Consider the following 12,341-nt stretch of genomic DNA (forward strand, 5'->3'; position numbering starts at 1 on the left):
AATCCCTTTTTAAGGAATTTGGGGCTCCTCATTCGGCAGGTTGCTCTGCGGGACGTAGCACAAGCCAGATGAGCGCGCCGCCCGCAAGGACCAGGAACGGTGTCATGGCCATGTTTACCGCGGTCCAGCCTTGCTGCGCGGTGCCGCCCGAGCAGTTCATCAGCCCGCCCGAGGCGAGCGAGGCCATGGTCACGCCGCCGAACACCAGAAGATCGTTCAGGCCCTGCATCCGGCCGCGTTCTTCGGCCCTGTGCGCACCGGCGAGCATCGCGGTGCCGCCGATGAAGCCGAAGTTCCAGCCGATCCCCAGCAGCACCAGCGCCACGAAGAAATGCTCGAGCTCGACGCCGGCAAGCGCCACGCCCCCGGCGCAGGCGAGGATGAAGAGGCCGATGGCAACGATCTTCTCGACCCCGAAGCGGGCGATCAGATGGCCCGTAAAGAAGGATGGCAGGTACATGGCCAGCACATGGGCGGTGACGATGTTCGCCGCATCCCCGGTGTCGAAGCCGCAGCCCACTACGGCGAGCGGGGTCGAGGTCATCACGAGGTTCATCAGCGCGTAGCTGACCATGGCGCAGATCACCGCCACGGCGATGCGCGGGGTGGCCAGTAGCTCGCGCCGGCTGCGGCCCTTCGGTGCATCCGCCGACGGGGCGGGAGGCTTGGGGATGTCGAGGAAGAGGAACAGCAGCGCGCCGACCACGTTCACCACGATCACCGCGCCATAGGTGCCGAGGAAGGGGATCACGAAGGCATCTGCCGTCAGCTTGACGATCTGCGGGCCTATTATGGCCGACACCAGCCCTCCCGCCATCACGTAGGAGATTGCCTTGGGGCGGAACGCCTCAGACGCGGTATCGGCGGCGGCGAAGCGGTAGAACCCTTGAGCCGACATGTAGATGCCCGTAAGCAGGCTTCCCAGCAGGAAGATCACGAAGGACCCGGTGTAGAGCCCCCAGGCCCCGACCGCCCCGCCAAGCGCGCCCCCTGCCGTGCCGATCAGGAACCCCGTGCGCCGCCCAAAGCGCTGCATGATCGCCGAAACCGGCGTCGCGGCCAGCATGGAGCCCAGCACGATCAGCGAGATCGGCAGCGTCGCGAGGCAGGCATTGGGTGCCAGTGACTGCCCGGCGAGCCCTCCGATGGTGAAGATCATCGGCATCTGCGCCCCGAGAAGCGCCTGAGCGAGCACGAGGACGGTGACGTTGCGTCTTGCGGAGGGGAGTGTCTGGGCGGTCATGCCGGTATCGGTAGGCGCAAGATCCGGATTGGGCAAGAGGCGCGCGCATGCCATGGTGTCGCGCATGCGGGGGCGTTGCTCCCGAAGGGCGTATTTGGAACGAGAAGACGGGTGGGCGCAGTGCTACAAGCCGATGCGGATCGCGGGATCGGGCGGGTCATTGCCAGCGACGCTTGCGTGGCGGAGGGGGCGGCGTGGCTCGCGCGGGTGGAGCCTCGGTTCGGACATGCGCTGGCGCTTGCCGGGCCGCTGCCGCTGCGGCTGAGGCCGGACGGGTTCGCGGAGCTGCTCTCGGCCATCGTCAGCCAGCAGGTGAGCGTCGCCTCGGCGCGTGCCATCACGGGTCGGCTGCAGGCGGCCGGGATGATGGAGGTGAAGGCGGTCCGTGCCGCCGCCTCCGAGGACCTGAGGGCGCTTGGCCTGTCGCGGCAAAAGGCGGACTATGCCAAGGCGCTGGCGGATGCGCGGATTGACTTTGCTGCATTGCGCAGCGCACCCACGTCAGAGGTCGTCCGGACCCTTGTGGCGGTGAAGGGCATCGGGGTCTGGACGGCGGAAATCTACGCGATGTTCTCGCTCGGGCGGGCGGATGTGTTTGCCCCTGGGGATCTGGCCTTGCAGGAGGCGGCCCGGGTGCTCTTCGATCTGCCGCAGCGCCCCAAGGAGCGGGCGCTGCGCGAGATGGCCGAAGCCTGGAGCCCCTGGAGGTCGGTTGCGGCGCGCGCGCTCTGGGCCTACTACCATGTGGCGAAGAACAGAGAGGGGATCCTATGACGCGCGTTCTGCAAACCGGCCGGAAAGAAGCGGCCTCGGGCGAGACACGCTCCTGCGTGGTCTTCCTGCACGGCTATGGCGCCAACGGGGCCGACCTTCTGGGGCTGGCCGATCCGCTGGCCGAGCATCTGCCGGACACGCTGTTCGTGGCGCCCGATGCGCCCGAGGAGTGCGCGGGATCGCCCATGGGGTTCCAGTGGTTCCCGATCCCTTGGCTCGACGGGTCGTCGGAAGAGGCAAGCATGCAGGGCATGGCGCGTGCCCTCGAGGACCTGCACGCTTTCCTCGATGCGTTGATGGTGGACGAGGATCTGCTGCCCGAGCAGGTGGCACTCTTCGGCTTCTCGCAGGGCACCATGATGGCGCTCGAAGCGGCGCCGCGCCGCGAGGATGAGCTTGCGGGACTGGTGTGCTTTTCGGGGCGGCTGCTGCAGCCTGACCTTCTGGCCGACGAGGCGCTGTCTCGCCCGCGGGTTCTCCTGGTACATGGCGACCAGGACGATGTGGTGCCGGTGGAATCGCTGCCCGCTGCCGCCGAGGCGCTGCAGGGCGCGGGCTGGAAGGAAGTCTTCGCGCATATCCAGAAGGGCACCGCGCACGGAATTGCGCCTGACGGCCTTGGCGTGGCGCTGGCGTTTCTGCGGGACAAGTGCGGGTTCTGATCCGCCAAAGGATTGATACGCGCCGCCCAGTCGTGAAGGGCGGATCGCCCCAGGGACCACCCCCCTGTAAAGGAGCGCCCCGCCGAAAGGCCGGGCGCTTTTTTCATCTTCTTCTCTTTTTCAAATACGCAACCGGCGCAACCGGCGCAACCGTGACGCCGGATTGCAGCCGGTCAAGAGCACAAGCTGCCCAACGAAAAAGGCCCCCGCGCGTTGCAGGGGCCTTTGATCATTCAGTCTACCGGGGCGAAGGCCGCTCCGTCTGCAGGGCGCTCACTGGCCTTTCGACATCCGCTTGCGCTCGTTCGGATCGAGGTAGCGCTTGCGCAGGCGGATTGCGTTCGGGGTCACTTCCACCAGTTCGTCGTCGTTGATGTAGGCGATGGCCTCTTCCAGCGACAGCGTGATGGGGGTCGTCAGGCGGACCGCTTCATCCGTGCCCGAGGCGCGGACGTTGGTCAGCTTCTTGCCCTTCAGCGGGTTCACCTCGAGATCGTTCTCGCGGCTGTGCTCGCCGATGATCATGCCGGTGTAGACGGGCGCCTGGGCACCAAGGAACATCTTGCCGCGATCCTCGAGGTTCCACAGAGCGTAGGCCACGGTCTCGCCGTTCTCCATGGAGATCAGCACGCCGGCGCGACGGCCCGGGATCGGACCCTTGTGCTCGGCCCAGCCGTGGAACACGCGGTTGAGAACGCCGGTGCCACGGGTGTCGGTGAGGAACTCGCCGTGGTAGCCGATCAGCCCGCGCGAGGGGACGTGCGCGATGATGCGCGTCTTGCCTGCGCCGGCGGGACGCATCTCGACCAGCTCGCCCTTGCGGTTGCCGGTGAGCTTCTCGATCACGGCGCCGGAGTACTCGTCGTCCACGTCGATGGTGGCTTCCTCGATCGGCTCCATGCGTTTGCCGTCGATTTCCTTCATGATGACCTGCGGACGCGAGATCGACAGCTCGAAGCCCTCACGGCGCATGTTCTCGATCAGAACGCCCATCTGGAGTTCGCCGCGGCCAGACACTTCGAAGGCCTCGCCACCGGGGGTGTCGGCGATCTTGATCGCGACGTTGCCTTCGGCTTCCTTCATCAGGCGCTCGCGGATGACGCGCGACTGCACCTTCTTGCCATCACGGCCAGCCAGCGGGCTGTCGTTGATGCCGAAGGTCACGGTGATGGTCGGCGGATCGATCGGCTGCGCGTCGAGAGGCTCGTCCACGGCGAGGGCGCAGATGGTATCTGCCACGGTCGCCTTGGACATGCCGGCGAGGGAGACGATGTCGCCCGCGAGGCCTTCGTCGATGTCCGCCTGCGCGAGGCCGCGGAAGGCCTGCACGCGGGTGACGCGGAACTGTTCGATCTTCTGGCCGATGCGGGAGATCGCCTGAACCGTCTGACCGACCTTGACGCGGCCGGTCTCGATGCGGCCCGTGAGCAGGCGGCCGACGAACGGGTCCGAGCCCAGCGTGGTGGCCAGCATGCGGAAGTCGTCATCGTAGTGCTTGATCTGCTTGGGCGCAGGCACGTGGTTCACGATGAGGTTGAACAGCGCCGACAGGTCCTTGCGCGGGCCGTCCAGTTCTGCATCCGCCCAACCGTTGCGGCCCGAGGCATACATGTGCTGGAAGTCGAGCTGGTCTTCATCCGCGTCGAGCGATGCGAAGAGATCAAAGCACTCGTCCAGCGCGCGGTCGGGTTCCGCATCGGGCTTGTCGACCTTGTTGAGTACGACGATGGGGCGCAGGCCGAGGGCAAGCGCCTTGGAGGTGACGAACTTGGTCTGGGGCATCGGGCCCTCTGCCGCGTCCACCAGCAGGACGACGCCGTCGACCATGCTCAGGATGCGTTCCACCTCGCCGCCGAAGTCGGCGTGGCCGGGGGTGTCCACGATGTTGATGCGGGTGTTCTTCCACTCGACCGAGGTCGGCTTGGCAAAGATCGTGATGCCGCGCTCGCGCTCGAGGTCGTTGCTGTCCATGGCGCGCTCGGCGACGGCCTGGTTTTCGCGGAAGGCGCCCGACTGCTTGAGAAGTTCGTCGACGAGCGTGGTCTTGCCGTGGTCCACGTGGGCGATGATCGCGATGTTGCGAAGGTCCATGGGAGTGCCTTTTAGGGGGTGTATCGCGGCACCGCCTACCGTCATGGGGCACAAAAGGCCAGCCCCTTAATGTCCCGAGGTCTTGGAAAACAGGTTTATGACGAGGATTCCGGCAAGGATGAGACCGATCCCGAGCACTGCGGGCAGATCCAGGCGCTGTCCGAACATCACAAGCCCGATGATGGCGATGAACACGATGCCAAAGCCCGACCAGAGCGCATAGGCGATGCCCACCGGGAAGGTCTTGAGCGCGATGGCCAGCAGCCAGAATGCCACTGCGTAGGCCACCACCACGATGATCGACGGCCCGAGCCGGGTAAATTGCTGGCTGGCCTGCAGGGCGGCGGTGCCGATGGTCTCGGCAGCGACCGCGAGGGCGAGGATGAGATAGGGCATTGGGGCTATCCTTGGGGTCCGTGCCTTCCTTGTGGCCGGGATCTGTACCGAATGCCAGAGCGGGCAGCGCACGGGGGGCAGGGGCCGCCGCCGCGCGGCTTGTTTCTGGGCAAACGGTTGGCCGCGAAGTGGGCGCAACGACGCAGCTATTCAGTTCCGGTCGCGTCAGGTCTTGCCACCGGTCGCGCGCGGGGCAAGAGTGACCCCAGAGTGCCGCCATGCCCCGGCAACGAGGGTGGGCGGCCAGAAGGGAGCGCGGGCCGCCTTCGGGCGGCGCGTAATGGGAGGGACCGGTCTGTCATATTGCCGTCAAGGTTCCGTCATGCAGCTGTTGCGTGCGGGGGCTAGGCGCCTGTAATCAGGCTGTTTCATCGGAACGCTTCCGGTCCGAAGAGAAACGGCCCTCCGCGTCATTCAGCTGGTGTCGTCCACCAGGTGCCATCCAACAGAAGGGATCAACCGAAATGAAGCTTACCCGCCGTACCGCCATCCGCCTTGGCGCCTCTGCCGTTGCCGCGCCCATGGTGCTGCGCGCCCATGACGCGCTGGCCCAGTCGGGCACCGTGCGTGTTCTTGCGTGGCAGGATTACATCCAGCCCAACATCGCCGAGAAGTTCGAGGCCGACACCGGCATCACCCTCGAACTGACCACCTTCGGGTCGAACACCGAAGCCGAATCCACCATCCGCTCGGCCGGCGGCAGCGGGTTCGACGTGGTGTTCCCGTCGATCACCAACGTGCCCAACTACCTAGACGACGACGGCAACAGCTACTTCCAGCCGATCCCCGAAGGCGTGAACACTGGCAACGTCATCCCGTCCTTCCTCCGTGACAGCGCCACCCTTGGCGGCACCCACAACGGCGAGCAGATCGCGCTTCCCTTCACCTGGGGCACCGAAGGCATGACCCTCGACACCTCTGCCGAGGGCATCAACGCCGATGACCTGAGCTATGGCGATCTGTTCACCGACGCCACCGTTGGCAAGGCCGCCTTCCGCCAGAAATCGGCGCTGTTCGGCATCGGCCTCTATCTCGACGCCACCGGTGAAGTGCCGTCGAACCGCATGTACGATGTCTACAAGTCGGAAGAAGAGGCGCGCCGCGTCTTCGGTGCCGTCGCCCAGTGGATGATCGAGCGCAAGGACCACTTCGGCGCCTTCTGGAACAACGCCACCGAAGCCACCGCCGCCTTCAAGGACGCGGGCTGCGTCATCGGCCAGACCTGGGACACCACCGGCCTGCTGCTGAACCGTGAAAACCCCGACATGGTCTACCGCGCCCCCAAGGAAGGCATCATCACCTGGATGGACAGCTTCGGCGTCATGCGCGAAGCCCAGAACATTGACCAGGCGGTGGCCTTCATGAACTTCATGCTTCAGCCGGAAGTGGGCGGCATGTTCTCGAACAACACCGGCTACAACTCGGCCGTGACTGGCGCCGCCGAGTTTGCCTCCGAAGAGTTCAAGACCCAGTTCAACGAGGTCTACACCCAGGACGTGCTGGGCAACATGTGGTGGTGGCAGGCGGAAACCCCGTTCCTTGCCCCGACCCAGAACGAGTTCTCGGAAATCATCACCAACGCCTGATCCCTGCACCGCAGGCACAGGTTGGCACCGGGCGGCAGAAGTCGCCCGGTGCATGCGTTTTCCCCCGTCCGGGTCCACCGTTCAGCCGGGGGCAAGATCCACATGCGCGGACAAGCGCAGACCATCCAAGACGGGGAGCCATCCATGCACGGCAAGGATGTGACGCTCGAGGGCGTCTCGATCACCTATCCCAACGGCTACACCGCCGTTCAGCCCACTGACCTGAAGGTCGAGGCGGGCGAGTTCTTTTCCATCCTCGGGCCATCGGGATGTGGCAAGACCACGATCCTGCGCGCCGTGTCGGGCTTCAACGAGCCCTCTACCGGGCGCATCCTCATCGGCGGCGAGGACATGGCGGGCATCGGCCCCAACGCGCGGCCCACGGCGCTGATCTTCCAGAACCTCGCACTGTTCCCGCTGATGCCGGTGTGGGAAAACGTCGCCTTCGGGCTTGAGGCACGGGGCATCTCCAAGCGCAAGCGGCGCGAGAAGGCGCAGGAACTTCTGGACCTCGTGGCGCTTGGCGATCAGGGCGAAAAGCTGCCTTCCGAGCTGTCGGGCGGCCAGCGTCAGCGGGTGGCCATTGCCCGCGCTCTGGCAGTGGAGCCTGCGGTGCTGCTGCTCGATGAGCCGCTGTCGGCGCTGGACCTCAAGCTGCGTCAGCACATGCGGGCGGAACTGCGCGCCATCCAGAAGAAAACCGGCGTCACCTTCATCTACATCACCCACGATCAGGGGGAGGCGCTGACCATGTCCGACCGCATCGCGGTGATGAACAAGGGCGTGGTGGAGCAGGTGGGCACCGGGGACGAGATCTATTCTCGCCCCCGCACCGCTTTTGCCGCCAGTTTCGTGGGCGAGGTCAACCGCTTTGACGGGCGGGTGGAGAGCGTGGCGAACGGGCAGGCGGTGGTGACCACCGCGCTCGGGCAGTTCCGCGCCCGCAATCCCGAGGGTATGGAGCCGGGGTCCGAGGCGATGCTTTTTGTGCGGCCTGAGGCCATGGCCCCGCTGCATTCCGAAAACCGCATCGAGGCGCGGCTGGTGCGCCGCGATCTTGAAGGCGCGTTCCTCAACCTCTTCTTCGACGCGGGCGGCACCGAGATCGCCGTGCATGTCACCAACGATGCCAAGGCCCCGGCGTTGGTGGTGGGTGACACGCTGGCGCTTGGCTTTGCGCCCGATGCGGCGGTCGTGCTGCCCGCGGGCGCGCTGGCGCGGACCGGGCAGGAGCTCGCGGCGCAATGAGCGGGCTGTTTCGCGGATACGGGCGCGGGCTCACGGCGGTGTTCTTCCTGGCGGTGATCGCCTGGGGGGCCATGCTGATCGTGCTGCCGCAGCTCACCATGTTCGAACGGGCACTGACCGCGCCGTCGCGGTCGCTTGACAGTTCGGTGGCGCAGATGGTGGTGCGCGACGCGCGCACCTGCCGGTCCATCCTCGAAGGCTACAAGGAAGACGATGCCCCCGCCCAAAGCGGTGGGCTGGCCATTCCCTCCATCGGGGGGGCGACTCCATCGCCCAGCCCGTCTCCCAGCCCGGCGCCCAGCACGGGAGGCCTTGCCATCCCGTCCATCGGCGGCCCGGCCCCCGAGGCGGCGCGGCCCTACATCCTGCAATGCGACCGCGCCACCACCCACCGGGCCCTGTCCCGGAGCGGCGAGGCGGTCTATCTGGACGAGGCCTACGATCTGCCCGAGCTCACGGTGTCCGAAACCGGCCCTATCGAGGACCAGCAGGCGCAGGCGGACGAGATCGCCGAACTGGCGCAGACCCTTTACGGTGAGTTGCGCGAGGCCGAAGCCAATGCCTCGCCCTGGACGCTCGAGAATTTCGGGGCGCTGGCAGAGGCGCGCTACATCCCCATGTCCGAAGGGCAGGCCATCGTCGAGCAGGCACAATGGTCCAACAAGGCACTGAGCCTCATCGGCCTGCGCTTTGTCGAGGATGGGCAGGTGTACGAGCGTATCGCGCTGGTGACGCTGGCCCGCACGCTGTTCCAGGCGGTGATCGCCACCGGCCTTGCGTTGTTGCTGTGCTATCCCATCGCCTACAAAGTGGCGCTGGCGACCCCGCCGCAGCGGGCAGTGTGGCTGTTCCTTGGCCTCGTCATCCCCTACGCCATCGTGGAGCTCATGCGGATCTACGCCTGGACCACGATCATCGACAACCAGGGGCTTTTGAACGGGCTGCTGGAATGGGTGGGGATCATAGACACGCCGATCCAGTTCAAGCGGTTCCCGGGCACCGTCTTCCTCGTAATCGTCTACACCTACGTGCTCTTCATGGTGTTCCCGATCTACAACGTGATGAACACCCTCGACAAAAACCAGATCGAGGCGGCGCGCGATCTTGGCGCGAGCCCGTGGCGGGTGCATTGGCGGATCATCATCCCCCATTCCAAGCCGGGCATCGCGGTGGGCACCATCGCCACATTCATGCTGGCGGCGGGGGCGTTTTCCGTGCCGCGGATCATCTCTCGCGGGCTTCAGGCGGAATGGTTCAGCCAGACCATCTACAACAAGTTCTTCGAATCCCCGAATGCCAACGTGGGCGCGGCCTACAGCTTTGCCTACACCATCGTCTGCTTCGTGCTCGTGGCCCTCTTCATGTGGATCATGCGCACGCGGCTCAAGGATTTTGCGAGGGTGCAATGACCAGCCGTTCCATCATCTCGTCCGACCGGCTGCTGTCGCTCTACACCGGCGGCTTTCTGGTGTTCATGTTCCTGCCGCTGCTGCTGATGATCCTGTCGTCCTTCAATGACGCATCGCCCCCCACGGTCACCGACTGGCGCGGCTGGACCGGCAAGTGGTACGCGTTTTTCTGGATGCCCGAAGAGGCTCTGCGGGCGGATCCCGTCCTGCGCGTGCTCGACCGGGACCGGATGATCGCCTGCATCGGCAATTCGCTGTATGTCGGCGCCATCGTGGTTCCGCTGTCGCTGCTGCTGGGCCTGTCGGGCGCGGTCTTGCTGACCCGCTGGCGGGCGAAGGCCAACAGTGTGCTGTGGTGGATCCTGCTGTCGCCGATGCTGGCGCCGGGGATCGTGCTGGGCCTGTCTGCGCTGGTGTTCTGGCAAAGGCTCGGGATCGATGCGGGGCTCTTCACCATCATCATGGCGCAGGTCACCTTCATCGCGGGCTACCCAATGCTGATCCTCATGGCGCGGCTGCAACGCCAGCCGGTGGAGCTCGAGGAGGCGGCGCTGGACCTCGGCGCCTCGCCATTCCGGGTGTTCCGGCGGCTGACCCTGCCGTATCTCGCGCCAGCGCTGATCTCGGCGGGGGTGATCGCCTTCATGGCCAGCATGGAGAACTACAACACCACCATGTTCGCCCGTGGCGGGGCCTGCACCTTCGCCACCGAGATCGGGGCCATGGGCCGCAACGCCAACGGCCACCCGCCGGTGATCAACGCGGTGGGCACGGTCATCATCCTGCTAACGGTCGCCGGGGCGGTGGTGCACACCTTGCTGCAGCGCAGGGAGCAGCGCTGAGGCAAATCCCCGCACCAGCGCGGAGCCAAGGCCGCAGGCCGCCGCACATCGTCGGTCCGCCCTCCGGGCCGGCGATCTGGTGACGTCAGTGCGTTGTTTCGAGGTCATCCGGACGTGGCCAGGATAAACAGAGGGGCTCGCAGGCGGCATCGCCAACCCGCGGACCGGCGATGCGCGGCTTGCGCGATGTTCGGGCCAGGTGAAACTCCGCCCCAAGCGCAGCATCAAGGCCGAAGGCCGCCGCGCAAGCGCCGTACCGTTCTCTCGGGGCGGCGCTTTGGTGACGTGATTGACCCGTTTCGAGGTCGTCCGGACGTGGCTGGGATAAATCGATAGGCTCGAATGCAGCAGCGCCGCCCCACGGGACGGCGCTTGCGCGGCTTGCTTGAAGTTCGCGGGAATGGTGACTTTCCGAGCGAAAGTCGCCCCGTAATTTCAGTACCCGCGCCAGATCCAGCCGCCGCCGAAGATCCGGCTGCTGGCATCGTCGTAGAACACGCAAGCCTGACCCGGCGACACGCCTTCCTCGGCCACCACCAGTTCCACCTCGGCTTCGGTGTCCGAGAGCGGGCGGATGATTGCCTCGCGCGGGGGGCGGGTGGAGCGGACCTTGACCGACACATGCCACTCGTCCCGGCTGGTAAAGGGCTCGTCCCCGAGCCAGTTGATCTCGCGCACGGGGATGGTGCGGGTGGCGAGCATCTCCTTCGGGCCGACAACCACCTGCTTGGCATCCACGTCTAGCTTCACCACGTAAAGCGGTTCCGTCAGCCCGCCGATCCCCAGACCCCGGCGCTGGCCGATGGTGTAGTGGATGACGCCCCTGTGGCTGCCCAGTACCCGGCCATCTGCATGGACGATCTCGCCCGGCTCGGCCGCGCCGGGGCGCAGCTTCTCGATGACGCTGGCATAATTGCCGTCGGGCACGAAACAGATGTCCTGGCTGTCGGGCTTGTCCGCCACGCTCAGCCCGTATTTCGCCGCCAGTTCACGGGTTTCCACCTTGCTCCTGAGGTGGCCCAGCGGGAAGCGCAGGAACGACAGCTGCTCGGGCGTGGTCGAGAACAGGAAATAGCTCTGGTCGCGGTTCGCATCGGCGGCGGAATGCAGCTCGGGGCCGTGGCTGCCGTCCATGCGCTGGATGTAATGGCCTGTCGCCATGCAATCCGCATCGAGATCCTTTGCCGTCTCCAGCAGATCCTTGAACTTCACCCGTTCGTTGCAGCGGATGCAGGGCACCGGGGTGGCGCCGCCAAGGTAGCTTTCGGCGAACTCGTCGATCACCGCGTCCTTGAAGATGTTCTCGTAGTCGAGAACGTAATGGGGAAAGCCCATCTGCTCGGCCACGCGGCGGGCATCGTGGATGTCGATGCCAGCGCAGCACGCGCCCTTTTTGGCCAGCGCCGCACCGTGGTCGTAAAGCTGCAGCGTCACGCCCACCACGTCGTAGCCTTCCTCGGCCAGCATCGCGGCGACCACGGACGAATCGACCCCGCCGGACATCGCGACGACCACACGGGTTTCGGAAGGAGCCTTGGGAAGGCCGAGAGAATTCAGAACGGGGGCGTCGAGGGGCATGAAGTGCCTCCTGCAGAATGAGGGTCAAGGGGACTGCGCGAATATAGGAAAATGCGACATACTCTCAAGGGGGCGTTTCAGACGGCGTTAAAGTCCATCGGTTCAAATACATCCCACTGTAAAGACTGGGACCGTGAAAGATGTACCTGAAAAAAATCGATGGCCCGCGCGCTGTCACGCTTCCGGACGGTTCCACCATGACCCGTGCGGATCTTCCTCCAGCCGAAACAAGACGTTGGGTCGCCTCGCGCAAGGCCGCCGTGGTCAAGGCCGTGCGCTTTGGACTGCTGACCGAAGATCAGGCGATGGACCGCTACGGTCTCAGCGAGGAAGAGCTTGCCGAATGGATGCACGCTGTCGCCTTCCACGGGGAAGAGGCACTGAAGGCCACCCTCGTGCAGCGTTTCCGGTCACCCGGCCAAGAAGAGATGGACGCATAGCGCGCCGCGAGTCGCGACAATACCAAGATGGCGCAGTGCGATCAGAGGGCGGAAGGCACGAGGGGTTTGGTG

Annotated in this window: 11 protein-coding genes; 7 read left to right on the forward strand and 4 right to left on the reverse strand. The window is 65.6% G+C overall.

Annotated elements, in window-relative coordinates; all coding sequences use genetic code 11:
* Window positions 1-28: 28 nt before the first annotated feature.
* Entirely contained in the window at window positions 29-1,243 is a 1,215-nt protein-coding gene (locus IEX41_RS20720) for an MFS transporter (RefSeq protein ID WP_188792149.1), read from the reverse strand.
* 111 nt (window positions 1,244-1,354) lie between these two features.
* Between IEX41_RS20720 and IEX41_RS20725 the strand changes: the two genes are divergently transcribed.
* A complete protein-coding gene (locus IEX41_RS20725) occupies window positions 1,355-2,017 on the forward strand; it encodes a DNA-3-methyladenine glycosylase family protein (RefSeq protein ID WP_229673423.1) in 663 nt (220 codons plus the stop codon).
* On the forward strand, window positions 2,014-2,679 hold the full coding sequence (locus IEX41_RS20730) for an alpha/beta hydrolase (RefSeq protein ID WP_188792118.1): 666 nt from the start codon (window positions 2,014-2,016) through the stop codon (window positions 2,677-2,679). Before IEX41_RS20725 ends, IEX41_RS20730 begins: the two co-directional genes overlap by 4 nt.
* A 273-nt stretch (window positions 2,680-2,952) precedes the next feature.
* On the opposite strand, the gene typA is transcribed toward IEX41_RS20730, so the two are convergent.
* Together typA and IEX41_RS20740 are read right to left on the reverse strand one after the other, a co-directional pair.
* Window positions 2,953-4,770: a translational GTPase TypA gene (typA, locus tag IEX41_RS20735; RefSeq protein ID WP_188792119.1), complete on the reverse strand. Its 1,818-nt coding sequence runs from the start codon at window positions 4,768-4,770 to the stop codon at window positions 2,953-2,955.
* A gap of 66 nt (window positions 4,771-4,836) precedes the next feature.
* Window positions 4,837-5,166, reverse strand: a complete 330-nt coding sequence (locus IEX41_RS20740; RefSeq protein WP_188792120.1) for an SMR family transporter — start codon at window positions 5,164-5,166, stop codon at window positions 4,837-4,839.
* Between the two features lie 464 nt (window positions 5,167-5,630).
* Between IEX41_RS20740 and IEX41_RS20745 the strand changes: the two genes are divergently transcribed.
* From IEX41_RS20745 to IEX41_RS20760, 4 genes are all read left to right on the forward strand, one after another.
* Window positions 5,631-6,752, forward strand: a complete 1,122-nt coding sequence (locus IEX41_RS20745) for an extracellular solute-binding protein (protein ID WP_188792121.1) — start codon at window positions 5,631-5,633, stop codon at window positions 6,750-6,752.
* A 144-nt stretch (window positions 6,753-6,896) separates the two neighbouring features.
* Window positions 6,897-8,000, forward strand: coding sequence for an ABC transporter ATP-binding protein (locus tag IEX41_RS20750; RefSeq protein ID WP_188792122.1), 1,104 nt, complete (start codon window positions 6,897-6,899; stop codon window positions 7,998-8,000).
* Window positions 7,997-9,409 (forward strand): ABC transporter permease, encoded by a 1,413-nt coding sequence (locus IEX41_RS20755; protein ID WP_188792123.1) that lies wholly within the window; start codon window positions 7,997-7,999, stop codon window positions 9,407-9,409. The genes IEX41_RS20750 and IEX41_RS20755 overlap by 4 nt, the downstream gene beginning before the upstream one ends.
* The gene (locus IEX41_RS20760; protein WP_188792124.1) at window positions 9,406-10,251 is read left to right on the forward strand and encodes an ABC transporter permease; all 846 of its coding nucleotides are present in this window, start codon (window positions 9,406-9,408) and stop codon (window positions 10,249-10,251) included. Before IEX41_RS20755 ends, IEX41_RS20760 begins: the two co-directional genes overlap by 4 nt.
* A gap of 435 nt (window positions 10,252-10,686) precedes the next feature.
* Here IEX41_RS20760 and mnmA read toward each other — a convergent pair whose 3' ends face one another.
* Window positions 10,687-11,829: a tRNA 2-thiouridine(34) synthase MnmA gene (mnmA, locus tag IEX41_RS20765; protein ID WP_188792125.1), complete on the reverse strand. Its 1,143-nt coding sequence runs from the start codon at window positions 11,827-11,829 to the stop codon at window positions 10,687-10,689.
* A gap of 140 nt (window positions 11,830-11,969) precedes the next feature.
* On the opposite strand from mnmA, the gene sciP reads away from it, so the two are divergent.
* A complete protein-coding gene (sciP, locus tag IEX41_RS20770; protein ID WP_188792126.1) occupies window positions 11,970-12,269 on the forward strand; it encodes a CtrA inhibitor SciP in 300 nt (99 codons plus the stop codon).
* Window positions 12,270-12,341: the final 72 nt, after the last annotated feature.

The organism is Salipiger pallidus (assembly GCF_014643635.1).
Taxonomy (GTDB): Bacteria; Pseudomonadota; Alphaproteobacteria; order Rhodobacterales; family Rhodobacteraceae; genus Salipiger; species Salipiger pallidus.